A 24,917-nucleotide genomic window follows, 5' to 3' on the forward strand; every position below is an offset into this window, starting at 1 on the left:
TTAAAAGTTAAATAAGAAAAAGAAATCCACCAATTGCAAAAAAACTCAGGACAGCGATTAGTAAAATACCAGAATAATCTTTAATAGACTCAAGTAATACTTCTTTGATTGTGACCATATATATTGTGCCCGCGGCTAAACTAATAGCAAACGACCAAAACATTGGATTGCCAATACCAATTGAATTACCTATGTAAGCACCAATGCCAACTGGGAGAGAAATAATCAAAGTTAAAAAGAACAAAGTCCATACTCCAAGACCAGCTATAAATAAAGGGGTAAATACAATTATGCCCTCAGGTATATTATGAAGTAGGATAGTGTGTAACAGCGATTCCTTGACTACACTGTTTTGGTTTGCTCCCAGCACAATTCCGATAGGTAAATTGTGAAATGTAATGCTTAGCACTAACAATATCCCAGTTTGTAATGCTCCATTTTTTCCATGATTTTTAGTAGCGCCAAATAGAACATGCAAAACTTTATGAGCAATTTGAAACAATATCACACCTGAAAAGAAACCAAGGATAAACGTGATCCAACTTCCGAGAATGATTGCCTCAGGAGCAATCTCAAAGCTTAACAAACCGAGAGTTAAACCTGCACAAATACCGTAAGTAATATCAATTTTCTTTTGTACACCTTTTAATATCCACGCAATTATGCCACCAAGGCTAAAGCCACCTACAGTGTAAACATACCCAATAACATAAATTAAACTCACTATATCATCCTCACTCAGCCTAACGGATTGTCTGTCTATAAGTTAATATGAATTCAGTTATGAATTTATGAAGGGTAGATAATAATGACTAGATTTAGAGTTTCTTTAATACATTATTTAAGTTCTATATTGTTAGTCCTGGGCATTGGAGATGCCACAAAGAGTGTAAGAATAGGAAATCTAGTAAAATATGTAGAAAATCGATGAGAAAAATAAAAGGGTAGATAAAGCATTTTTTAATCGCTTTATCTATCCTTTTGAAATTTCGTATACACTAATGAATTTCACTGTTATTACTAGTAACGAGACCCATATTGCTAGTTGTTTTATCTTTATGAATTTGTTTTGACTCACTTAGATGTTGCATAGTATAAACGATTGCTGTATGTAAAAATAATGCAATTATAAAAGATGGAGGTTGTTGTGATGTTGAAACTGTTTCAATATAACTGGCAAGTTCGTGATGAGTGGTTTACATGGTGTGAAGACATATCGGATGAAGAACTATTAAAGAATCGGGTCGGTGGATTCGAAAGTATCCTACATACCCTGTTTCACATTGTAGATGTGGAATATATGTGGATTTTAGGTTTACGAGGTGAACCAGTGCCTGAGGAGCCATTGTTTGAGGATTATGCTAGTGTACAAAAATTGAAAAACCTTTCAGCTCAATACCATGAGAAAGTGAAACCATTTGTGATATCTTGGACAAACGAAAAGGAATCTCGGAAACTTTCAGAAACTGATTTCAATGAAGAACCAATTAGCTCTAGAGATGCGCCAATTAGGCAGCGAGTCATTGAATGTACACACGGAGAGATTATACGACATGTAATTGTCCACGAAATTCACCACATAGGGCAGTTATCTATATGGGCACGTGAAATAGGAAAGGAACCTGTTTCCGCAAACCTGAGAGGCAGAGGACTTTTCGACAATTAGGAATACAAGGTCATGAAATAATTAAAACATAGGGGATATTTGCACAGTATGATTTTTTTGATGTGGTAGGAGAATACTTTAGTCCTCCGGTATTAATTTTAAGCATTAATCATGATATGTTGCAATAACATCCTTGCTATTTAAAATAAAGACCTCTAATTGAAAACTAAAATTAACAATCACACTACCAAAAAGTTTAGTAGTGTGCTTGTTTTAACTATTTTTAACGTACTACAACGCCCCATTGAAGAGCATTGTATGCGCGTTCAAAGTTCGTCTTGCTGACCCAATATTTTTCCTTCTTACTATTTGGATCTGCCACATAGTATGAGCCGTTGCTGTTGTATCCGATGACTGTGACAACATGCATATTATCAACGATATTCTTTGTACCTGCACTGCCCATTTTCCACTTGGCCCAAACTGGCTTTTTAAAATCTAAAGTAACGTAGGCTACGACTGGATTGCCTTTATCTAATTCTTTTTTGATTTGAGTAGTAGAATAGCCAGATACATTTGCTACTTTACTGCTAGATTCTTTACCATAAGTCGTTAATGGTTTTGGGAAGATGGATTGGAATACACCATTTTGGTTAGCATAAGGATTGCCACCAGCAAAACCTTTATACGGATTGCCACCTTTGTCCTTAGGCATATTATCTAAAAATGTACGTAAGCCGACTTTTGAATACCCTTTGTATTGTAAAGCCATCAATAAACTTGCTCCTTCACAGCCAAATGGAGCATTCACAGGTGATAATTGACTTACAAAAGGTACTTTCAATGTTTTACTTGAATAGCTTTTGACGACAGTACTAGAAATCCAACCTGTTTTGTTATTCACCTTTACCTTATGCCAAGTTGTAGAACCCACTTTTTTTGTAGCATATGAAGTGAAAACTTTGCCTTTTTTCGCTGAAGCAATCACTTTATATTTAGTCCCTGCATTCGCACGAACGTTTGATATGTACAAAGTCTGAATCTTCTTTACAGGTGCACTAACCTTAGTAATATGTCTATGCAATTCAGCACCAGCCGTAATAGATGTTGTTTCTGGTGTTATAGATGAGCTAGTTGCTGACAAGCCACTTAATAGTAATGAAAGACTCATCGTACTTGCCATTAGAATGTTCGTTTTTTTCATTTTAAAAACCTCTCTAAGTTGTTATTTGTTAAGGTAACTCTCCACAAAATCTGTTCTACCTTTTAATAAATAGTTTAATCACATCGAAAACGGATTATATACCATTATTATCTTATCATGTAAATCAATTGTTTTGTAAAAGGAAGAAGTTATGGAATGAAATATTATCAGAAAAATTTTTTGGACCATTTTACTAAATGAAGCCGGTATATATAAGGGTTAAATGAATGAAGTGTTTTTCTATTCATATATTAAATAAATGGCAAAGAGTGAAACTAATGAAATCCTCCATAAAAGGCATACTTATATGTGATACTAAAAGGAGAGAAATAAATGACAAATGTGAAAGCAGAAAAAAATTCTCTTTGGGAATGGACAAAAGCCTTATTCATTGCAGTTGGACTAGCGTTTATATTTCGCTTCTTTCTATTCACTCCTATTATTGTAGAAGGCGAATCAATGATGCCTACTCTAGAAAGTGGGGAACGAATGATAGTCAGTAAAATTGGTCATCCTGATCGTTTTGATATAATTGTGTTTCATGCAACTGAAGACAAGGACTATATAAAACGAGTAATAGGCTTACCAGGGGATCAGATTGAGTATAGTAGCGACCAATTATATATAAATGGACAACCGCATGATGAGCCTTATTTAAACAAATATAAAAGCAGTCTCTTGGATGGAGGTCCACTAACTGAAGACTTTACACTAGAAGAATATACGCAAATGTCTGTAATACCAGAAGGCTATGTCTTTGTAATGGGGGATAACCGAAGAAATAGCACAGATAGCCGAATCGTTGGTTTAGTTCCAATGAATAAAATAGTAGGAAATGCCGATATAACGATTTGGCCAATTGACGACATTGGGTTTATTGAAAAATATAAGTAAAGATTGGCGTATTCTGTATGAATAATGCAGGGTACGCTATCGTTTTATCTAAGTACCATCAGAGGGAAAATAAAAGGAGAGTAACATAATGTATACATATGAAATGTTTGAAATTGATGGGGTATTTACGCTGTTTAGGCCACTTTTTATAACAATTCTTTTGATATCAATACTTCTTTTTATAGCAATCATCTTACCAAAAGTTCGGAAACGCTATATTAATACATTTACAGTTGTAAGTATATCCATCGTCAACGTTTTATTTTCTACTCAATTATTATTTGTGGATGGTATTATTGTGGACGAACTTAATTTAGGTGGAGATACGATTACTTTCTATGTATTTATAGCGATTGTTGGCATTAGTTTTTTTAATGTTATTAGTTATTTCATAAGTCAAAATAGAGACTAATATGATTGTTAATATGGAATGCAGTTTTCAATGCCAACAAGACAAATCAACATAAAGCTAAGTTAGACTGACTAGATCTAACTTAGTTTTTTATTCAGACTGTTGTTGCATGAATTACGATCAATCTTTTACATTTGGATAGTCAATAGAATTAGCTATTTCCACTAAAGTTTCAGGTGTCACCTTATCTGAAACCCTTTTATCTATGCTTAGCATATACTGCCAGTTCCCTCTCTCGAAAACAAGTACATTAAAACCGGAAATTCTCATCAATGTTGCTTCATTTCCATTTTTAAGTTCATAAGTATTCAGTACATATTTCTTTCTTTTAGGAATTTTCGCTTCGATAGGTCGAATACCGATTTTATAATGATTTTCAGAAGCCTTATCATTAATATAAACCAATTCAAATGAATCATTGTTGTCACCTTCTAAATCATTAAAGCGTCAAAAATAATGAGTAAAACTTATTGGTGGCACTCTAAGTGGTAACTCCAGTTTTTCTTTATAATGTTGTTCAAATTCGTTTAAAGCAGCTACTACGGTTTTGTATCCAATCTCGGGATATATCTTTTCATAAGGACTTGGTTTATCATGTGCTATTGCAGGTACCATAAAAAAGAGCAGGGAACAAGATGAAAAAAAAAACAGAAGCATAATCTTTTTCATATTTCACCACCTCGTATTTTCTATAAGATTTTATTATTCCCAGTATCTTCAGGTAAATTCGGAATTATTGTGCGATAAGTCCCCATGAATATCAGTACTTGTTCTATAAAATGGTCAGATATTGAAATAGTAGCGTGAACTTGACATGCCACCTTTTGGTGTCCTATAATCAATGTGACACTATAAGGTGTCCTATTAGGGTAATATGAAGTTTAATCGATGACATTACAGGAAATAATAATGAAAAGGTGGGGGTGATTTTGAACGATAAAAGCCAAGTAAGGGATGTTTATGAAGCTGTTGCTGATCCAACAAGACGAAAATTACTTCGAATGTTATCAGATGTTGAAGAATTACCCCTACATGAGATAACGGTTCATTTTCAAATGGGCCGTACAGCAGTTTCTAAGCATTTGGCTATTCTTAAAGATGCTGATCTTGTAATCGCTCGAAGGGTTGGTAGAGAGACGAGGTATCGCTTGAATGCCACTCCGTTGAAAGAAATAAAAGATTGGGTATCTTATTACGAAGAATTCTGGAAAGAAAGAATTTTTAAATTAAATATTATATTGGAGGAACAAAAAATGAAACCAGATGTATCATTAGATTTTCAATTTACAAATTCGATAGAGCAGGTGTGGAATGCTTTAACAGATTCGGATACACTAGCGAAATGGATATGGAAAAATGATTTCAAACCAATCGTGGGACATAAATTTCAATTCCGAGCTGAGCCAAATGAGTGGTGGGATGGAATTGTAGACTGTGAGGTACTTAAAGTGGACGAGCCTCATACATTATCTTACACTTGGTTAAGTGCCGGGGAAAGTACAACTATTACATGGACTTTGAAAGAAGGTTCAGATGGAATTATCCATCTACATCTAGATCAATCTGGATTTAGTGAAGAAACAAAAGCACGCCAAGGAGCTATCGAGGGAGCTAAATATGCTTGGACAAATATGGGTGATCAGCTCGGAAAAGTATTAGCAGAACTGTAAAATGATTTCTTCATTATCTAGCTTCTCTGATATTCAGTACTAACCATTTTGAATGGGTACTTGAAAATATCAATCAAATAGAAATGATAAATATTAATCGTTCATACTAATTAACTATTCTTTAACAATCGGGCGCAATTCTGTAGCTAGAATTGTGCTCTTTCTTTATGATAATAGGCATTTCTAAAGAAAGAAGCCCTTTTATTTCTCACCTTATGGAAAAACAAAAAATAATTTAAATGAGCAATTTAAGTGTGTCCAATGCCTCATGTTTAATGGAATGTCTTACGTTTAATAAAGGATCACGAATTGCTGGATTTGACCCATTACATTGTTTCTTCAAAATGGTTTTAGAAATCTTCCTATACAATTAGGATGTGAATGTCGATTCAAAAAACACAACAAATTCAATTGGAATTTTACAATAATGGCATTATTAAATTTATAGAATCGAGAGGGCATCACTATGAAAATCAATCAATTAATTGCAAATAATATTAACAAATTAGATGCCGTACTACAAGTAGATAAATCGATAGGAATTGCTGGTTTGTCTGGATCTGGTAAAACGACTTTTTGTCAAACAATTGGCGAAGAATCCAAGAAGCGTCTCGTTTCTTTATTACCAAAAGCTGAATATCAATATTTATTTCCTACAATTATGGATACAAATTTTAGTGCCATCAAGATGGAAGAAATGCCTTTAGTCCTTTTCCTTGGAAAATCATCTATCTCTTCTAATCCACGTTCTACAATTGGCACACATACAGGTGTATTTAAAGACATTCGTGTTACTCTTGCTGAAAAATTCAATCTGTCTCCAGAAGTTTTTTCATTTAATAATGAGTTAGGTTGGTGTCCAAGTTGTAAAGGTCGTGGAACAACTAAAAATGTCGAATGTCCTAAGTGTCAGGGGAAGCGCTATAATCAAGAAGTTAAGCAATATATGATTGATTTATTTGATAAACCACATAATATTGCCGATATTAACGACTTAAGTATTGAATCTATTATTTCACTTGCAGAAGTTTTAAATATTAGTGAAGGTAAACAACATATTCTCAATAATATGATCAATATGAACATAGGTTACTTAACATTAAATCGTATTATGGGTACACTGTCAGGAGGAGAATTAACACGACTATACTTGGCAGAATTCATGGCAGCCAGTGATAATACCGTTATTATTATTGATGAAATATCAGTTGGCCTTGATCACCAAACACTTTTGAAAATTTTAGAACAGATTAAACAATTAGGCTATAAGAATCAAATTTGGCTCATTGATCATTCTGACACGGTACTAGACACAACGGATGAGCAATTGTTCTTCGGTCCAGGTAGTGGAAAATACGGCGGGAAAATTGTCGAAGAATCACCACGTCCAAAACCAATCATTTGGGAACGAAATGATGCATTTCCAACAGAGTACTATCAATTCAAGGAGCTCTACTGTCGTAATATTCAAATGGAAGAAATTCAGATTCCTAAAAATAGACTTGTAACCTTTACGGGTGAATCAGGATGTGGAAAATCGACTCTTGTTAATGAATGTATGGCTAAAGACTTTTTGAAGCGATATCCAAAAGATAAAATTGTCATGGTTGGGCAGGAACGAAACCAATCGATAACGAGCCGGTCAACAGTTGCGACGTTTCTTGATATTAAAAGAAAGCTCATAAAATATAGTGAAGATATTGATGATATTTTTCAGCGCTCGATTGAAGACATTATTGATGAACTCCCAGAAGGTGATATCGCTCATAAACGCTTGAGTTTATTGATCAAACTTGGTCTTGGTTATTTGACTTTAGAAAGAAAAACACAGTCCTTATCGACGGGTGAATTTCAATGTGTTCATTTAGTTTCTGAGTTGTTTACCAACTCTAGAAATCCACATACTCTTTTTATTTTTGACGAGCCTTCAAAAGGTTTATCACAAAATATTTTAAATCAATTCATCGATAGTCTTAGAAGCATTTTGCAAGATGAATCAGTCTCCATAATAATGATTGAACATAATGCATATATGCTTGAAAACTCTGATTTTATAGTTGATTTTGGTGAAAGACAGCTTGCACCTGTGCGACATTTAGATGTTGTCAGTCATGAAGAATATTATCGTCGAAAAAACAGTGAAGAAGGAGTTGCTCCAATACAAATTTCTTCAACACTCAATCAACAAAATGGCGTAACTTACTTAACAGAAAATCATATATCCTATTTTAACAATGCTGAAAACGTTTATAAGGGTGGTATCTTAAAAAGCTTATCATCAATGGCACGTTTGATTTATGGTGAATACGAATCTGAAACTATTGCACCAGTCATCGCCATTGATTTCGAACGGCATTTGTATAGTCAATATAGTTTTCTATATGAAATGGGTGGCTTGATCAACCATATTGTGGCTTCTCATCCGACCAATAAAAATACGAATAGATTTGATTTCTATAATCAAGAAAACCATTGTCCTTCCTGCTCGGGCCGACAAGTGATTGAAAAATTTGATATTGACATTGTTATTCAAGATAAAAACGTGCCATTCTGGGATGGACTATTCTATCCAGAAGTAATGGAGGTTTTAAAATACTATCAATATCCAAAATTGGAATTTCTGTTTGATGAGATTAAGAATGAACTCGGTCAGGATCTAACTAAAAGTTATAATGACATGACGGAAGATGAAAAGCATACCTTTTTATATGGCTATTGGGAAAAGTCATTTTATGATAAAGCAGGAAAGGCGAGAAGGACATGGGAAGGCTTTAATCTCATCATCGGACGTTATATAGTTGTTTCGAAATCAATCATTAAAGAGCAAATGAAAGCAAGCAAAGAAATGATTACCTGTCCAATCTGTAAAGGAACCGTTCTAAATCATCATAAAAAGCTAAAATTTAACGACACCGATATTCGTGAAATTATTAAGCTACCTATTGATCAAGTTATGAAAACAGTTGGTAAGTTACCGATATTTGAAAAACTAAAGGCTATCGTCGGTAGTGACATGACTTTGACAGAAGATGTTTCACTATTACCTAGAGATACACAAGTTGCTCTAAAAATGTTTGAGCTGGAGCAGGGAAGCTTTGCCCATTATGAAATGGTTTTACAAAATGTCCTTCCATTCTGGGGCAGTATTAGCGGCAATATCGAATCCATCAGCAAAAGTAATCGAATTACAATTTGTGATTTTGACAATATTACCGAAACGAGAGAAACGATCATTGATAAATATTTCACCAATGGAAAATACAAAAAGCTTACTTATGTCTATGAAGCGTTAGGTTACAAAAAAATTGTTACTCTCATAAATAAAATTAAAAAAAGTCATCAATGTCCTTTCTGTAAAGGGAAGAAAGTAATTTCCGAAGATGGACTCCATGATGGCGTATATAAATTATCGGTACCATGTGTAAGTTGTTATGAAAGTGGTATCAATGATGAAGGGCGTAAGGAAATTGTCGAAGGCATAACCGTGCAAACTTGGTTAACTGGCAATGTAAGTGATGTTGTTTCTGAAGGCTTAAATCTTGAGGCAGTTGCACATATTCCAATTTTTAGTCGTATTCGTGAGTTGAATAAACAAGAGATGATGGCGATATACCAATTCCTTGAGCAAAATAATAAAAAGTAATATTTAATTAAAGAGCTAGCTGTTATTCAGTGAAAAAAACTCATTTGCAATGATAAATTGTAAATGAGTTTTCTTTTGTTCTGAAATGACGCTTAATTGGCATCTTCTGACAATATTTATGAGTTGTAGTATGCTTAGAAGATATTACTTTTCCATTCACGAATGCGATCAATTCTTGTCCGAAGACTACTACCGCCATCATTCTCCCAACGATCAATGTCCAAGTATTCATCTTCCCAATCTGCAGGTATTCCTCCGTTACCTAAAGGGGTTCCCATTACTGAAATACTCACAATATCAACAATGTCATTTTATACATCATCCTTTTTTTATATTTCATACCTATATCTATATTATGTAATGTATATGTTTTAGTTCATTGCCTATGCCATTAAGTGAATTATTCAATAGGAGTAATTATATACGAGGTGAGCGTTAATCTAAGAAGGTTAGGTGATTTAATATTGAAGTTGTTTGTATATTAAAGAGGTATTTTTAATAGTATATCGAAGTATTTATTAACAACTGTTAGAAAAGGATGATTCAAATGAGTAGATTTTTATTATTATTTTTAACTCCTTTTATGCTTGTGGGATGTAGTCAACTTGCTGGAAATACAGCAAGTTCAATGTATTTAGAGGGTAAGGTAATTATTGATAATGAAGAATATAATTTGATACAAGGATTCTATACATACAAGGATGAAGCGGTAGAAAGTAAAAAATTAGACCATTTCTATCCAGTTGAAGTTGCAGACCAATTTGACACTTTAACTGTTGAAAAGAATAGTGAAATAGAAATTGTGCTTGAGAATAAAACTACGTCTATTACTGTGTATCAATGGAATGAAGATGGATTAGTTGAAGAAGTTCAATTAGACGAAAATGTATTAACAGTTCCTTCTGAAGAAGGCTATTATGTATATGAAGTTGTAGGGAAATGGAAAAATGGTGAAACTACTTTGGTATTTGATATTGATGTAAATTAGAAGTTTGTGAAGGAAGTTAAGTTGAATTATAGGCGAATTTCAAAAAGAAGATCCAGAATTTCTTAACTAAAGATGAGTTATTTTGAAAATACATAAAATTCAATTGAACGAAAGCTCAATCAGAATCGAATAGTTCACAAGATTTAGGAGGAATAACTAATGGGTAAATCTAGTATTATTTTCTTTGAAAGAAAATTTCCGAGTGCCAATATGATTCTTATTAAAGATCAACTACCAATCCTAATTGATACAGGTTTTGGGAGTGATGTGAAGGAGACCGAGGAATTAATTAAACAAGAAGGCGTATCACCAGAAGAATTACACCTAATTGTGAATACGCACTATCATAGTGATCATGTAGGAGGCAATTATCATTTCCAAAAAAATTATGGTGTTAAGATTGCTGCTCATAAATGGGACGCCGATTTGATTAATTCTTGTGAACCTGAATCTTGTAGTGCAGAATGGTTAGATCAACCTGTAGAACCTTATCGAGTGGATACAAAGCTCTCGGATAATGATGAGATTCATACAGGAAGTAGATTTCTGAGAGTCTTACACACACCGGGACATACGTTAGGGCATATTTCTTTATATGAACCTGAAGAAGAGATGTTAATATGCGGGGATCTCTTTCATAAAAATGACATCGGTTGGCTAAATGTCTTTCGAGAGGGTGTCTCGTCTATCCAACGATCACTTGAAAGTTTGGATCAGTTGTCGACAATCAGGATTCAACATGCATATTCAGGACATGGATCTGAAATAGAGAATCCTAAGGCTTCTATTGATGCTGCAAGAGAACGGTTTGAAAAGTGGCTAAAGACACCAGAAAAAATTTCATGGCATGCCTGCAAAAGAATTTTTTCATTCACATTAATCATAAAAAACGGTTTGGCAAAAGAAGAAGTCAGTAGCTACCTACTCAAGTGTGGTTGGTTCCAAGATTTTGCACGCTACTCTTTTCAGCTTCAGCCAGAAGAATTTATCCAAATCCTGCTCGATGAAATGATTCGTTCGGCTGCTGCCAGCTGGCATAATAATTATTTAATCGCTACCACTTCATACCAAACACCACAAAAGAGTTGGATGGACAAGAACATTAAACCGAAAGACTGGAAACTTCAAGATTTTCTCATTTAATTAAAAGGGGAGATTTAAATGCCATTAAACGTAGGAGATATCATTTCGTTTGAACGAACTTTCACAATTAGGGATGTTGAATTATTTACAGAAATTTCAGGAGATGAAGGAGTTCATCATAGAACACCTGATGATCAGGGAAGACTTGTTATTCAAGGGTTATTAACGGCAACTCTACCAACAAAAGTAGGTGGAGATCATAACGTATTAGCTCGAAATATGAATTTCGAATTTTTAAGACCTGTCTATACGGGAGATACAATTATTTGTGAAGTGAAAATTGAAAAATACGAAGCGCAAGCAAATAATAGAACAGCTATTATCGCTTCCTTTGTATGTAAAAATCAAAATGAAAAAGAAGTATTAAAAGGGGAATTCTCAGGTGTTATACTTTGAGTTCTATAAGTTATCTTCAACAAACAAAGACTTTAAGTACAATAATATTTATTTCAATAAATGCATTGGGTAGAATTTATCCAATGCGTTTTTTCTTAATTCGAAGAAAAGCTGTATATAGTCCTGCAATAATATACTATATGTAATTAGTTTTCAGGTGTAATAATTATATGATAATACCTTAAAAGGAGTTTTCGTATGAATATTGCTTCTGTTATAATTTACTGTTTTATTGTTACATTTACACCAGGACCTACTAATATCGTCATACTATCTACAGTACATAATTTCGGGGTAAAAAAAGCCTTGGAATATACATATGGTGCGACTATTGCTTTTGGTGCCCTGCTTATTATTTCTGCTATGTTGAATACAGCACTGATAACGGTTATACCAAAAATATTAATGGTTATGCAGATTATCGGAAGTATTTATATGCTTTATCTCGCTTATCAAATTTATAAAATGGATTCATCAGACTCAACTGGAAATAAAGGTGGTACCTTTAAATCAGGTTTCATTATGCAGTTTTTAAATCCTAAAGTTGTACTATTTACAATGACTGTTTTTCCTAACTTTATTTTGCCCTTCTATAACTCAAAGTCTGTGTTGACAATAAGTGCTCTATTTATAACTATCATTGGATTTTCAGCATTTATTACATGGGTTCTTTTCGGTGCAATCTTTAAAACTTTTTTGCAGAAACATGAAAAGATGGTTAATGTAATAATGACACTCTTTTTAGTGTCTGCTGCCATTATGATTTGGCTGTAGTAGGGTGATAAGAGGTGAATAAGATGGATAAATTTATTTATAAAAAATCGGCAGGTATTACGGCGTTATCAGCAAGTATTACGGATTTTAAGTATAAAAAGCATTGTCACGAGGAGTATGCAATAGGTGTAACATTGCGAGGAATTCAACATTACAATTTGGACGGTAGTTTACAATTATCATATAAAAATGGAGTAATGCTATTTAATCCAGAACAGGCACATGACGGAATGGCGCATGATGAAACAGGTCTTGATTATATTATGCTATATATTAAGCCACAATTGCTTTTAGAGGTTATTGAGAATAAAGATATAGTACGTTTTTCTTCTCCCATTGTGTATGATTATCAACTTGTACAAAGAATATTAAGTCTTTCTAATGCAATATTAAATAATGAAGAAGATGCTTTGTGTAGTGAATTACTCATATCCCTTACAGATATCCTTATTCAAAATAACCTATCAACAGATAATAAGAAAGATAATAATTTAATTAGAAAAGCAAAGGTTATGCTACATTCAAACTTAGAAAATGTACTTAAATTAGACGAGTTATGTAATCAGCTTAATTTATCGAAATTTCAATTTATTCGATTGTTCAAAGCGCATACTGGGATTACACCATATCAATACTATCTTAACTGTAAGATAGAACGAGCTAAGCAGTTAATAGATATGAATAAAGATATTTACTCAGCAGTAGCAGAATGTGGTTTTGTTGATCTAACCCATTTAAATAAACACTTTAAAGGCGTATATGGAACAACCGCATTTGAATATATGTCTCATTTAAATTGAGAGTTAATACTAAGCTTGTAGTATTTGATAGCAATAAGCTGTATGGTAAAAGAACTGATAAAGAATTCAAAAGCTAGTGAAGAATTATGATACACTCAAGTTTCTAAGGATATATTTAGCATTAGATCATCGAATGTTAAAGACTGATTGTACTTGACTATTCTTTGGAATAGGTTAATATGTCAGAGAATAAGATGGAGGATTAAACCGATTGATAATTGTTAGTTTTATAATAATTGCTTGGGTTCTTAGTTGGTTTAAGTTTGAGCAGATTTTTATTCAAGCATTTAAAGAACTTTTTAACAAGGAAATTTCAAAAGCCAGCTACTATTTCATATTCGCATGTTTAGGCGCAATTGGTGATATAGTGGCATTATTAAATGGTAGTTATTTTGAAAAACTTTAATATGTTGTCAGGCATTCACCTCTGAAGTTTTATTTTGGAATATTCATTAGATTTTATAGTTTTAAATAGAATAATCATAAAAAAGTGACGAGAATCAATATATCTCGCCACTTTTTTCGTTATAATTTCACAAGTGTTCTACCTTTCGCTTGCCCCTTAAGTAGGGTAGGGAGAACTTCAGGAAGTTGTTGTAGTGTCACTTCTTGCTGTATGAATTTTTCTAGGTTTTCTGGTTTGAAATCTGACGCTAATCGGTCCCATACTTTCAAACGAGTTTCCATAGGACAATATACAGAATCAATTCCAAGTAAATTTATTCCTCTTAAAATAAATGGGAAGACGGTTGTCGGAAGTTTTGTCCCTGCCGTTAATCCACTTACTGCAACTGAACCACCGTATTGAATTTGGCTTAGTAAAGATGCCAGTGGTTCACCACCAACTGGATCGACGGCAGCGGCCCATTTTTGTTTGCCTAACGCTCTTATTTTCCCATCATATACTTCTTCACGAGAAACAATTGAAGTGGCTCCAAGGCTTCTCAAAAACTCTTGTTCAGATTCTTTACCTGTACTTGCTTCAACTTGATAACCGAGTGTAGAGAGAATAGAGATAGCAAAGCTACCAACACCACCAGTTGCACCTGTTACTAGTACCTTACCCTTTTCTGGAGATGCACTATTTTCTTCTAATCTCAGAACGGACAATGCTGCAGTAAAACCAGCCGTTCCAATAATCATTGCTTCTTTTAACGTAAGACCTTTTGGAAGTCTGACAATCCAATTAGCTGGAATGCGAGCATATTCACTATAGCCACCAAAATGGGAGACACCAATCTCATAGCTAGTCGCAATAACCTCGTCACCTTCTTGAAAGCGAGAATCATTAGATGAAACTACAATACCTGCTAAATCAATGCCAGGAACAAAGGGATAAGTGTTAACGATATTACCGTTTGGAATAGTAGCCAAACTATCTTTATAATTGATCGATGAGTAAGATACTTTAATTAACACATCACCATCTGGTAGATCTTTTAGAGTTAGCTCATTAACTTTAACCGTAAAATCATCCTCGTTATTTACTACCAATGCTTTAAATCTATCTATCATTAGAAACACCCCTTTACTTTACTTCGTCTATAGAATAACAAAATTATTCTGACCGGTCAAAATAATTTTCAAGTGTTTAAATTAATGTATAATTGTCATATTAAGTATTACGGAGGTTACGATGAAAAAGAAAGAAGAAGAACGAAAAACACAAATAATGAAAGCAGCCTATAATGTAGTTTCAGAGTTAGGTTATGACAACGTCACTCTACAGCATATTGCGGATAATGCTGGCGTATCTAAAGGGGTTGTTCACTATTACTTTAATAGCAAACAAAACATCCTATTGGAATTACTAGAATCAATTACAAATCAAATTTATAAATCTGAATTAGAAGAGATTAATCAACACCAAACAGCTATAGCAAAACTTAGCGCATACATTGATGCCGTTTTTATTTCACCGCAAAAAAATAGAAAATTTTACAGTGTCTATTTAGATTTTTTAGCTCAAGCAAATGGGAATACAGATTATAAAAGAATAAACATGGATTTTTATGAAAATTGCTGGGGAATTGGGAAAGAAATAATTGAGTTAGGCAAAAAAGAAGGTATATTTAGCCAGGAGATTGACACGTTGACCAATGCAAAGATGATGAGAGCTCTCATTGATGGATCATTAATTCAATGGTTAACATCCAATGAGGAAGAGCTTCATCAATTCTATAAAGAGTCCTGTATGAATAGCATCTTAAATTTACTACAATATCCAAAACGATAGGTTAAAAATGTATAAAAAACATATAATGGAAATAAAAATTAAATATGTTGTACAAGTAAATATTTCCTGGATTTTAAGGTCCGAACTCGTTGGTGTACAGAGTTCGGCCTTTTAATTTTCCTTGAAATTTGCTTGTAAAGGTGAGGAAGCTATAGAGAATTACTAAATACAGATAACAATGTGCATGCTAAAGGTATCTTGTTCATCAAGTTTCTAAGGCAATTAGCTAGTTGACTTTGCTTGATCATTAGATCGCTAAATTTATAAGGATAATCTTAGGGTTTTAAAATTAAATTGTTGTATGGAATAAATGAAGTTCTATTGGTATTAGAACAAAGTGTAATTGTCTAAAACAAAATACATATAATTATGTTTGCGAGTCGTTTATAAATTGTTAAATTTCCTGAAGTCGTATAAGAAAACCAACTAGATGTTGTCAATCTTTTGGAATACATTATATAAAGTCTGAAAATTCAAATCATTAGTTGGAACTTCATCTTGAATTAATATATATAAAGTCTGATTGGGGAGGCAGAGGATCTTATGGAAGTATTGTGTTATGAACCGAGTAAAATACGTATAAATTCTAGAAAAACACTAATTATGGACTTTTTAGCAGGTGATATTGTGATTAAAATCGATGGTGAATTGTACTTTTTAGAGTCAACCAATGGAAAAGGCATAGAATTTGATATAAATAAAAACTGCATTGTAAATGATAACGCCATTTATAGGTTCACAAATAATACAGTATTTACCCTCAGAGACCTTGCTGAAAAAAGTAACCTTATCGCTGTTATTAAAACATATACAAGTCGTTTCGTTACTAAATTACAAAAGTTAAATGAACCTCAAATTACACCAGAAACGGAGAAGCTCATTGCTGAAATTGAAAAGAAAAATTTAGAGTGGCTCATTGATTTTGCATTAGACACGGGAGATAAAGAATTATTTTATAAATTAATAAAAGGACCATAGATTTAACATGGTCCTAGTTATTCAAGTAGAAATCTAAAACCATTTAATTATCCTAATATTTTGAATTTTTTACATGAAAGGATATATAATGAAGAGAGTGTTTTAATTAAGCAATATAAAAATTGCACACTGGATTGATAACTATCTAAAGAAAAGTTGAGTAATGTAAATTTTTCATTGTTAGGGGTGTATAAATGGTTGAACAAATTAGTATTTTTACTTTAAACGGCTTATCTGAAGATCCATTATTAACAAAAATTGAGCAGTTACAGGTTGGAGAACATATTATGATCCAAAATTACATGGTGGAGCGTACTAACAAATTTTACGAAATTCAAAATAATGAGGTACATGAGTGCTTCCTTACCACTCAAGAATGCTGTAACTATATTGACAATAAAGACTATTGAATGCTGTTAACAATATCACATATACCAAAAAGATTTAAAAAGAATAGAAGAGATATATGAAGGCATACCACTTTACCTTGGTAACTATAATAATGTACTTATTCAGAAAATTCCGATTAATTTTATTGCGAATAAAACCAATCCCCTCCAACAATGTATGATAAGGAGGGGGTTGGTTTTATCATGATGATATGAAGCAACGGTAATAGGTAAACAATATTAATCTATCTTCTTGGAAAGATGAAATGCAAGAGAAGTATTTTAGTTTTTATTTATATCTTACCTTCTGCAATCCACGGAATAAAGCCGTCTAAAAATCTCTCTGTAGCTGGCATGAAATAAGCTCCAAAATGATAATCTGGATCTAATGTGGTGATTATTAATGTCCCTTTAGTACTGACTTTATCAACATACATAACAGCGCCACCATCTTCGGTTGTAATTAACTTTTCAGCACCATTTGGTGGCCAGAAAACACCGTGCTGATGCCAAGTAGCATCGGTTAATGTCAGATAATTAAACAAGTCATAGTGAGGAGCAGATAATACTAAACCACTTTTCGCATCTTCTTCAAGCCACCACCAAAAATTCGTTTCGCGCTCCTCCCATTTTTGGTTCGGAAGCCATTCCCAAGGTTGTGGACCAAAAGCAACTACAATACCACCATTATTCGCAAATGTACGTACTTTGTTTGCTGCACGTATTAATAATTTTTCGTTTAATTGTGAAGGGAAGAGAAGCACGTCAAATTCATCTAAAACTGTTTGCTCGAATTCTGGAAAATAGATTAGTTGGGTAATATATTTATTGAATTTAGGTTCATTAAATGTTCGGTTATGAGGGGCATTGCCACTCATTATTACTGCTATTTTTCTCATATGTTTTTACTCCCTTGATGTAATTCATTAATTTCAGAATGTATCCATTGTAGTAATTGTTCACTAATACGGTCAGTAGTTTTGTTTTGTTTGTAATACCATATAAGGTCTTTACCTGCATGTGCTAAAATAGTGCCTTTTGTTGTATTGCGGTCAATATATGTGACAGGTTCATTGTTTGGCAATGTAACCAGTACTTCTGCATCTGTTGGTATTGGATGATGACCACGTGCAAAGAAGCCCGATACACCTTTGTTATATGTCATATCATCAGGGTCAACACCTGCAAATATCCCTTGGTCTTTTATGATTGTAAGAGCGTAATCAGTGTGGTGATTGATAGTTTTCGGAATGAAATGACTAGCTCCAGGTAACCAATCAATATACAGATGTCCACAGAAAACAATTAGTTTTTTATCATTTAAAAATTGTTCGATTAAACCTTTATGTATAGCTAGAAAGCGTTGGTCAACGAATTCAGGGATGATCAATGCTTGAATAGAAGATAAATCTGTTTTATCTAAATCATACTGATCAATCAATGTCATATTGTCATTGATAAAAGCGTTAGTTCTTCGTTCAAGTCCAAATGCATTGCCTGGATCTAAAATTAAAATCTCTTCTTTAGTTGTCATAATAATCCTCCAAAAGGCTTGTGAATGGTGAGTATGCCTATAATTGAATACATCTTATCATTAATGATAATCATTATCAAATAGAATTTTAATAAATATATGCTAAAAAGAAGCATAATAAGAAAAAATAATAGATGGTTACTAAGTGGTTATGTTGGAAAATGTCGAAAAGTATTGACTCTTATAATAATTATCCTGTAAAGTATAAAGTGATATTGATAATCATTATCATTTATTTAGTAGAATCAAATTATTTTAGGAGAGTTGAACATATGAATTGGAAATACCCATTATCAGCATTAGCCATTTCTGCGTTATTAGTAGGTTGTAATCAGTCGGATAATGCTAATAAATCCACATCAAAAGAAACAGTAGAATCGAAAGAAGAGACTATGATAAAGGACGAATTAAATCGCGAAGTAAAAATTCCAACAAATCCTGATCGCGTTGTAGTAGGTGGCATCCTACCTTATTTTTCTACATGGTATGTTGCAACTAATTCTACAAAAGAGATCGTTGGAATGCATCCAAACTCATTTAACGCTGCTTCGCATTCAATCTTAAAAGACATTTCACCGGATATTTTAAAAGCGGATACATCTTTTATTAAAAATGGTGAAGTGAATATAGAGGAATTGATGAAGGTTAATCCTGAAGTCTATTTTGAAATTGCATCGGACGAGAAGTCAATAAATAAGTTAGAAGAAGCAGGTGTTCCTACAGTTGCACTACAAGCAACAGCAGATTCGGATGATCCATTAGAAATATTAAATCGCTGGTTAACATTAACTGGGGAAATTACAGGAACAACAGATAGACCAGAGCAAATTATAGATGAAGGTAAAAAGAATCAACAAGAGATTAATGATAAGCTTGCAAATGTCAAAAAAGAAGAAAAACCAAAAGTAATGATTCTTCAATACCATAGCGATAAAGAAATATCAGTAGCAGGCTCTAATATGCACGGGAATAGATGGATTAAAGCGACTGGTGGTAAAGATGTTGCAGAGGAGGATGTTCAAGGAATTAAAGCAGTCAATATGGAACAAGTGTATAAATGGGATCCAGATATCATCTACATTACAAATTTTACCGAAACACAGCCAAAGGACTTGTTCAATAACACGATTAAAGGACAAGACTGGAGTCAGTTAACAGCAGTAAAAAATAAACAAGTGTTCAAAGTCCCTCTGGGCATTTATCGCTGGTATCCACCAAATGGAGATGCACCACTTATGTTGAAATGGATGGCTCAGCATAACCATCCAGAATTATTCGATTATGATATGACTGAAGAAATCCAAAAATACTATTCAAAATTCTACAACTATGATGTAACAGAAGACCAAGTAAAAGACATTTTAAATCCATCTTCTGAAGCTGCAAAGTATTAAGAAAACAACAAGTGAAGGTGAATTGAAATGAGAAAAAATACTTTGAAATGGACTATATTATTACTACTGCCAATATTATTTGGTTTCTTGTCTCTTAGCATAGGTCGCTATCAAGTAGATTTAGTAGTACAAATGAAAATTTTATTATCTCATGTGTTTGATATCGAGCAAACGTGGTCACAAATGGAGGAAACTGTTGTCATGAAAATCCGTTTGCCTCGTATTCTACTTGCAATGCTAATTGGTGGCGGTTTGTCTATTGCTGGTGCAGCATTTCAAAGTATGTTTGCGAATCCGTTAGTTAGTCCTGATATTCTTGGAGTTTCTGCCGGTGCAGGATTTGGTGCTTCACTTGGTATTTTGATTATTGGTCATGGCTTTACTACCCAAATTTTCGCATTAATGATGGGTATTCTAGCTATTCTATTTACTTTCATAATTAGCGGTATGAAGAAGAATATGCCGATATTTATGATGGTTTTAGCAGGTGTTGTAACAAGCGCATTGTTCCAAGCTCTCATCTCATTAGTGAAATTTGTTTCAGATCCAGAAGAAAAACTACCGTCTATTACATATTGGTTAATGGGTAGTTTAGGAACAGCTTCTTACAAAGATTTATGGGTAGCTGGTCCACTCATATTAATAGGTATTATTATTTTATATGCTCTAAGATGGCGTATGAATATCTTATCTTTATCGGATGAAGAGGCACGATCTCTTGGTGTCTCCACAACGAAATTAAAATGGCTGGTTATTTTTGCTGCGACATTAATTACAGCATCAGCTGTTTCAATCTCCGGCATTATTGGCTGGGTAGGATTAATCATTCCTCATATTGCTCGAATGATTGTCGGGAGTAATAACCAATATGTTTTGCCAGCATCGGTTTCAATCGGAGCAATGTATTTATTAGTCATTGACACACTAGCTCGTTCGATTACAGCTACCGAAATTCCTTTATCCATATTAACAGCGATTGTTGGAGCGCCATTTTTCGCTATATTACTTAGAAAAACAGGTGGTGGATGGCAATGATATTAGCAGTAAAAGATGGGAATTTTTATTATAGTAAAGGAAAAATTAAAGAAAAAACTTCTTTTTTGTATCATGATCCAATCAACTTTGAGTTAAAGCCTGGGGAGATACTATCAATTTTAGGTCCAAATGGTGCAGGTAAAACGACAATGTTGAAATGTATTATGGGATTGCAGCCATGGAAACATGGGGCATCATATTTAGATGGTAAACCGATGAATTCTTTATCCCAAAAATTCATTTGGCAACAAATTGGATATATACCTCAAGCATCCAAAATGACATTTGCTTATTCAATTTTAGATCTAGTTATAATGGGGAGAGCGATTTATATCGGCGCTTTTTCAAAACCTTCTGATAATGATCGGAAATTGGCATTTGAGGCACTTGAATCTGTAGGAATCTCTCATTTAGCAGAGCAATCTTGTAACTCAGTAAGTGGTGGTGAATTACAGCTGGCACTTATTGCACGTACTCTCGTGTCTGATCCGAAAATCCTTGTCTTGGATGAACCAGAATCTCATTTAGATATTCATAAACAGAAAATAATATTAGAAACAATTCAAAAGCTTGTCCGAGAAAAAAATATTTCTTGCATTATAAATACGCATTATGCTAATCATGCAATCTATTTTGGGGATAAAGTATTATTGGTGGCGAAAAACAAACCAGTTATCACAGGAAATGTAAATGAGTTATTAAATGAAAAGAACATGTTGACTTACTTTGGTATTGAAGTGAAGAAACTACAAATGACAAATCAAAATTTAACATTTAGTGTACTTGTTCCTGAATACTTTGGAATGGAAAAAATTTAATAGAAAAATGATTGTTAATGAAAATATCCCTTTTAAGTAGATACTAATACACTACTTAATGGGGATTTTGTTATGCCATTAAAACTATAAATACGTTTAAGAGTAAATGAATTCAAAAGCAGTATAGAAAGGAGAAAAAGGAGGAATTATACAATTATCTAAGTTTTTATATCTAGAGGAATCGTGTTTATTTGCCTTCTCGTTATAGTATTTATTTGCCTTTTCGTTATAGTATTTATTTCCATTTTATTTGAGGTAAATAATGGGCAATATATATGTAAGCAAAATCAATTGTACGAGTTTTATACTTCCATAACGCTTTTGATCTAAAATGATTTTCATTACATATCTGAACCCGATATGAAGTCAACACATTACCAAGTAATTCAGATGCAACTTATAAGCAATTGTAGTAATAAATTAGTTTTTTAGCTTTAGGGAGTACATATTACTTATTCCATATTTGAGTATCACTCAGGAATAAATATATTAAAGGGAAGGAGATATTAATGGTCAAGAAAATATCAATTTTAAGTATGGTTTTATTCATATTAGCATTAACTGGTTGTGTAAATGATGAAACAGCAAAAGAAGAAATCATTTCAGATGAATCATATGATGTTGAAAATGTTGATTTTTATAAAGGTAAGGCAATGGAGAGTAATCAAGTAATTGTAGAAACCGCAGATATGATGTATCGAGAGAATGCTACAGTTTTCACCTTTCAAAAAGGGGAAAGTGAAAAGACGAAATTAAAGAAAACAAAAACCAAAGCAGAGTACGACAAGATTAAAATTAGATATGTACTAGAAATAGGAAAAGAAGATTTAAAAGAAATAAGTACGAAATATAGTGATGTAATTAAAAATACGTTACCGATAGATGACCATTGAAATGAATGTTTAAAAGTAAGCCCTATACCCCTAAAATAGCCTTATTAAAAGGAATTCGTTAATACCAAACGAATTCTTTTTTGCAGTTTTGATGACACTCAAGCGTATCTTCAAATATACTTCTGACAAATTAATCTTCTCATATCACTTAGTAGGATTTAATAAAAACAGGATAACTATTAAATTAAAACATAAAAAGTATATATATTTGATAATATTTAGTACCAGGTGCTATAAATAAGTGTTAATATGATTAAGATAAATAACTTGGAGGTTTTTTTATGTTTCAATCAAAAGCGAGAATAACAGCTATCGGTTCGTATGTACCTGAGCGAACATTAACTAATACAGAATTAGAAAAACTTGTTGAGACAAATGATGAATGGATCGTGCAACGTACAGGAATAAAAGAGCGAAGAATGGCAAGAGAAGACGAGTTTACAAGTGATTTAGCTTATCAGGCTGTACGAAATCTAATGGAGCGATACAATAAATCTGTCGATGATGTGGATTTGATTATTGTTTGTACGATGACCCCTGATTTCAAAACGCCAAGTGTCGCTTCTACACTGCAGGCGAAGCTAGGTATAAAGAATACAGGTGCATTTGATTTAAATACAGCTTGTTCTGGTTTTACGTACGGATTATATGTAGCTAATGGGATGATCACTTCAGGATTAAATAAAAAAGTCTTGGTGGTTGGGTCTGAAACTTTATCTAGAATTACAGATTATACAGATAGAGCTACTTGTATACTATTCGGAGACGGAGCTGGAGCAGTGCTCTTAGAATATGATGAACAAAAACCAAGTTTCATTTCTTCACATATAGGTTCTGAAGGTGAAGGCGGCAAGAGCTTATATTGTTCGAATTTATCAAACATGATGAATGGTGAAGAAATAGTAGACAATGGAAAATTTGTTCAAAATGGCCGAGCAGTATATAAGTGGGCTGTCACAACAGTACCTAAAGGAATGAAAACGGTATTGCAGAATGCTTCAATGGAATTAAAAGATGTAGATTGGTTTGTCCCACACAGCGCAAATTTAAGAATGATTGAATCAATATGTGTGAAGAGTGATTTTCCTCTTGAGCAAACATTATATAGCTTAGTTAATTTTGGTAATACTTCAGCAGCAACAATACCACTGTCATTAGATCAAGGGGTTCGTGAAGGCAAAGTTAAAAACGGGGATAAGATCTTATTATACGGATTCGGTGGAGGTTTAGCACACGCAGGGTTACTTATCAACTGGACAGTTGAATAGAGAAGTGTATACGTCTTATAAAACGTGTGATAGACCAATATTTGTTAAGAAATTATACATTATTATATATACAGGATTAATAACATTTTATATAGGACTAGATAGATGAGTGACTACTGTCACTCATCTTTTTTTGAACTCATACATTTTAGTAGAGAAAATTTATTAATGATAATGCATAAGTTACTACTAATATCGATAAATATTAAATAGCATTCATTTTATTAAATACTTAAAATTATGCAATCTGAGAAGGTGAAGAGAGGTGATCAGTAATTATGATTAAGAAGACGATTATTCTACTTTTTTTTATAATGATTATCTTTATATTACTTACATTTTCAATCAAACCTACTATTAATTTTGATAATAATTACTATGCTCAAAAGATTTCAGATGCACTTGATACATATATAGAAAGCGATGAGCTAATCGAATCTCTTACAATCAAAAATGGGAAAACCTTTTTCTATTCGGATTCCAACCGTAAATCGATTGAAATCTTTTACTTTGAAGATGGAATACTTAGTTATAACGGTAAAATGAACTATGAGGTGTGGAAGAGGAAGGATCACGAAGGCGATCCAGTAGAATGGATATATCACGAGCTAGAGGATGGTGAAAGTATTATTTGGGGAGTATCACTAACAGACGATACTATCGAAATAAATAATAAAGTAAAAGTTCAAGATTATATACAATTAGAAAATGGAGTTAACGTCTTTTTCTCGAAAAATAAAGCAGAACTTAATTTACCTATTGAAGTGACATTTAAGAACAATAAATGATGGAAAATAGCATGTACGTTCATGCTTTACGATTTATAAATACAACCGAACTGT

General features: G+C 33.1%; 28 protein-coding genes and 1 pseudogene. 21 read left to right on the forward strand and 8 right to left on the reverse strand.

Features of this window, described 5'->3' with window-relative positions; genetic code table 11:
* Window positions 1–7: 7 nt before the first annotated feature.
* Complete coding sequence (locus tag MHH85_RS09130) at window positions 8–724, reverse strand: ZIP family metal transporter (RefSeq protein WP_340706780.1); 717 nt, start codon at window positions 722–724, stop codon at window positions 8–10.
* Between the two features lie 426 nt (window positions 725–1,150).
* On the opposite strand from MHH85_RS09130, the gene MHH85_RS09135 reads away from it, so the two are divergent.
* Complete coding sequence (locus MHH85_RS09135) at window positions 1,151–1,666, forward strand: DinB family protein (protein ID WP_340706781.1); 516 nt, start codon at window positions 1,151–1,153, stop codon at window positions 1,664–1,666.
* Window positions 1,667–1,889: 223 nt separating this feature from the next.
* Here the strand turns inward: MHH85_RS09135 and MHH85_RS09140 are convergent, their stop codons facing one another.
* Window positions 1,890–2,810, reverse strand: a complete 921-nt coding sequence (locus tag MHH85_RS09140; RefSeq protein WP_340706782.1) for a C39 family peptidase — start codon at window positions 2,808–2,810, stop codon at window positions 1,890–1,892.
* Window positions 2,811–3,143: 333 nt separating this feature from the next.
* Between MHH85_RS09140 and lepB the strand changes: the two genes are divergently transcribed.
* Both lepB and MHH85_RS09150 read left to right on the forward strand, forming a co-directional pair.
* Window positions 3,144–3,704: a signal peptidase I gene (gene lepB / locus MHH85_RS09145; protein ID WP_340706783.1), complete on the forward strand. Its 561-nt coding sequence runs from the start codon at window positions 3,144–3,146 to the stop codon at window positions 3,702–3,704.
* Between the two features lie 88 nt (window positions 3,705–3,792).
* Window positions 3,793–4,116, forward strand: coding sequence for a hypothetical protein (locus tag MHH85_RS09150; RefSeq protein WP_340706784.1), 324 nt, complete (start codon window positions 3,793–3,795; stop codon window positions 4,114–4,116).
* A 120-nt stretch (window positions 4,117–4,236) separates the two neighbouring features.
* Here MHH85_RS09150 and MHH85_RS09155 read toward each other — a convergent pair whose 3' ends face one another.
* Together MHH85_RS09155 and MHH85_RS09160 are read right to left on the reverse strand one after the other, a co-directional pair.
* A complete protein-coding gene (locus tag MHH85_RS09155) occupies window positions 4,237–4,521 on the reverse strand; it encodes a hypothetical protein (RefSeq protein WP_340706785.1) in 285 nt (94 codons plus the stop codon).
* Window positions 4,522–4,563: 42 nt separating this feature from the next.
* The gene (locus MHH85_RS09160) at window positions 4,564–4,785 is read right to left on the reverse strand and encodes a hypothetical protein (RefSeq protein WP_340706786.1); all 222 of its coding nucleotides are present in this window, start codon (window positions 4,783–4,785) and stop codon (window positions 4,564–4,566) included.
* A gap of 332 nt (window positions 4,786–5,117) precedes the next feature.
* Here MHH85_RS09160 and MHH85_RS09165 point away from each other — a divergent pair.
* The 3 genes and pseudogenes from MHH85_RS09165 to MHH85_RS09175 all read left to right on the forward strand — a co-directional run.
* Window positions 5,118–5,231, forward strand: a pseudogene (locus MHH85_RS09165) (ArsR family transcriptional regulator); the annotation flags it as partial.
* A gap of 138 nt (window positions 5,232–5,369) precedes the next feature.
* Window positions 5,370–5,786 carry an SRPBCC family protein gene (locus tag MHH85_RS09170; protein WP_227752151.1) on the forward strand — a complete coding sequence of 139 codons (417 nt, stop codon included), beginning with the start codon at window positions 5,370–5,372 and terminating at the stop codon, window positions 5,784–5,786.
* 466 nt (window positions 5,787–6,252) lie between these two features.
* The gene (locus MHH85_RS09175; protein ID WP_340706787.1) at window positions 6,253–9,429 is read left to right on the forward strand and encodes an ATP-binding cassette domain-containing protein; all 3,177 of its coding nucleotides are present in this window, start codon (window positions 6,253–6,255) and stop codon (window positions 9,427–9,429) included.
* Window positions 9,430–9,563: 134 nt separating this feature from the next.
* On the opposite strand, the gene MHH85_RS09180 is transcribed toward MHH85_RS09175, so the two are convergent.
* Window positions 9,564–9,707 (reverse strand): hypothetical protein, encoded by a 144-nt coding sequence (locus MHH85_RS09180; protein ID WP_340706788.1) that lies wholly within the window; start codon window positions 9,705–9,707, stop codon window positions 9,564–9,566.
* Window positions 9,708–9,976: 269 nt separating this feature from the next.
* Here MHH85_RS09180 and MHH85_RS09185 point away from each other — a divergent pair, with 269 nt between their 5' ends.
* The 6 genes from MHH85_RS09185 (at window position 9,977) to MHH85_RS09210 (ending at window position 13,936) form a co-directional block, all read left to right on the forward strand.
* Window positions 9,977–10,417 carry a hypothetical protein gene (locus MHH85_RS09185; RefSeq protein WP_340706789.1) on the forward strand — a complete coding sequence of 147 codons (441 nt, stop codon included), beginning with the start codon at window positions 9,977–9,979 and terminating at the stop codon, window positions 10,415–10,417.
* Window positions 10,418–10,576: 159 nt separating this feature from the next.
* On the forward strand, window positions 10,577–11,560 hold the full coding sequence (locus tag MHH85_RS09190; RefSeq protein ID WP_340706790.1) for an MBL fold metallo-hydrolase: 984 nt from the start codon (window positions 10,577–10,579) through the stop codon (window positions 11,558–11,560).
* 18 nt (window positions 11,561–11,578) lie between these two features.
* Complete coding sequence (locus MHH85_RS09195; RefSeq protein WP_340706791.1) at window positions 11,579–11,956, forward strand: hotdog domain-containing protein; 378 nt, start codon at window positions 11,579–11,581, stop codon at window positions 11,954–11,956.
* A 198-nt stretch (window positions 11,957–12,154) separates the two neighbouring features.
* Window positions 12,155–12,730 carry a LysE family translocator gene (locus tag MHH85_RS09200; RefSeq protein WP_340706792.1) on the forward strand — a complete coding sequence of 192 codons (576 nt, stop codon included), beginning with the start codon at window positions 12,155–12,157 and terminating at the stop codon, window positions 12,728–12,730.
* Between the two features lie 23 nt (window positions 12,731–12,753).
* Window positions 12,754–13,530 carry an AraC family transcriptional regulator gene (locus MHH85_RS09205; RefSeq protein ID WP_340706793.1) on the forward strand — a complete coding sequence of 259 codons (777 nt, stop codon included), beginning with the start codon at window positions 12,754–12,756 and terminating at the stop codon, window positions 13,528–13,530.
* A gap of 211 nt (window positions 13,531–13,741) precedes the next feature.
* Window positions 13,742–13,936, forward strand: a complete 195-nt coding sequence (locus MHH85_RS09210) for a hypothetical protein (protein ID WP_340706794.1) — start codon at window positions 13,742–13,744, stop codon at window positions 13,934–13,936.
* Window positions 13,937–14,055: 119 nt separating this feature from the next.
* Here the strand turns inward: MHH85_RS09210 and MHH85_RS09215 are convergent, their stop codons facing one another.
* Window positions 14,056–15,045: an NADPH:quinone oxidoreductase family protein gene (locus MHH85_RS09215; protein WP_340706795.1), complete on the reverse strand. Its 990-nt coding sequence runs from the start codon at window positions 15,043–15,045 to the stop codon at window positions 14,056–14,058.
* Between the two features lie 121 nt (window positions 15,046–15,166).
* On the opposite strand from MHH85_RS09215, the gene MHH85_RS09220 reads away from it, so the two are divergent.
* From MHH85_RS09220 to MHH85_RS09230, 3 genes are all read left to right on the forward strand, one after another.
* A complete protein-coding gene (locus MHH85_RS09220; protein ID WP_340706796.1) occupies window positions 15,167–15,766 on the forward strand; it encodes a TetR/AcrR family transcriptional regulator in 600 nt (199 codons plus the stop codon).
* A 543-nt stretch (window positions 15,767–16,309) separates the two neighbouring features.
* A complete protein-coding gene (locus MHH85_RS09225; protein WP_193739626.1) occupies window positions 16,310–16,744 on the forward strand; it encodes an IDEAL domain-containing protein in 435 nt (144 codons plus the stop codon).
* Window positions 16,745–16,938: 194 nt separating this feature from the next.
* On the forward strand, window positions 16,939–17,154 hold the full coding sequence (locus MHH85_RS09230; RefSeq protein WP_340706797.1) for a hypothetical protein: 216 nt from the start codon (window positions 16,939–16,941) through the stop codon (window positions 17,152–17,154).
* 272 nt (window positions 17,155–17,426) lie between these two features.
* Here MHH85_RS09230 and MHH85_RS09235 read toward each other — a convergent pair whose 3' ends face one another.
* Together MHH85_RS09235 and MHH85_RS09240 are read right to left on the reverse strand one after the other, a co-directional pair.
* Window positions 17,427–18,032, reverse strand: a complete 606-nt coding sequence (locus tag MHH85_RS09235) for a hypothetical protein (RefSeq protein ID WP_193739624.1) — start codon at window positions 18,030–18,032, stop codon at window positions 17,427–17,429.
* The gene (locus MHH85_RS09240) at window positions 18,029–18,667 is read right to left on the reverse strand and encodes a phosphate starvation-inducible protein PhoH (RefSeq protein ID WP_340706798.1); all 639 of its coding nucleotides are present in this window, start codon (window positions 18,665–18,667) and stop codon (window positions 18,029–18,031) included. The genes MHH85_RS09235 and MHH85_RS09240 overlap by 4 nt, the downstream gene beginning before the upstream one ends.
* A gap of 272 nt (window positions 18,668–18,939) precedes the next feature.
* On the opposite strand from MHH85_RS09240, the gene MHH85_RS09245 reads away from it, so the two are divergent.
* The 6 genes from MHH85_RS09245 to MHH85_RS09270 all read left to right on the forward strand — a co-directional run bounded on the left by MHH85_RS09245 (window position 18,940) and on the right by MHH85_RS09270 (window position 24,863).
* On the forward strand, window positions 18,940–20,061 hold the full coding sequence (locus MHH85_RS09245; protein WP_340706799.1) for an ABC transporter substrate-binding protein: 1,122 nt from the start codon (window positions 18,940–18,942) through the stop codon (window positions 20,059–20,061).
* Window positions 20,062–20,088: 27 nt separating this feature from the next.
* A complete protein-coding gene (locus tag MHH85_RS09250; protein ID WP_340706800.1) occupies window positions 20,089–21,096 on the forward strand; it encodes a FecCD family ABC transporter permease in 1,008 nt (335 codons plus the stop codon).
* Window positions 21,093–21,914, forward strand: coding sequence for an ABC transporter ATP-binding protein (locus MHH85_RS09255; RefSeq protein ID WP_340706801.1), 822 nt, complete (start codon window positions 21,093–21,095; stop codon window positions 21,912–21,914). The genes MHH85_RS09250 and MHH85_RS09255 overlap by 4 nt, the downstream gene beginning before the upstream one ends.
* A gap of 509 nt (window positions 21,915–22,423) precedes the next feature.
* Complete coding sequence (locus MHH85_RS09260; protein WP_193739619.1) at window positions 22,424–22,807, forward strand: hypothetical protein; 384 nt, start codon at window positions 22,424–22,426, stop codon at window positions 22,805–22,807.
* A 281-nt stretch (window positions 22,808–23,088) separates the two neighbouring features.
* Entirely contained in the window at window positions 23,089–24,075 is a 987-nt protein-coding gene (locus MHH85_RS09265) for a ketoacyl-ACP synthase III (RefSeq protein WP_340706802.1), read from the forward strand.
* A 278-nt stretch (window positions 24,076–24,353) separates the two neighbouring features.
* Window positions 24,354–24,863: a hypothetical protein gene (locus tag MHH85_RS09270; RefSeq protein WP_340706803.1), complete on the forward strand. Its 510-nt coding sequence runs from the start codon at window positions 24,354–24,356 to the stop codon at window positions 24,861–24,863.
* Window positions 24,864–24,917: the final 54 nt, after the last annotated feature.

Origin of the sequence: Viridibacillus sp. FSL E2-0187 (assembly GCF_038006425.1) — a bacterium.
GTDB classification, from domain to species: domain Bacteria; phylum Bacillota; class Bacilli; order Bacillales_A; family Planococcaceae; genus Viridibacillus; species Viridibacillus arvi.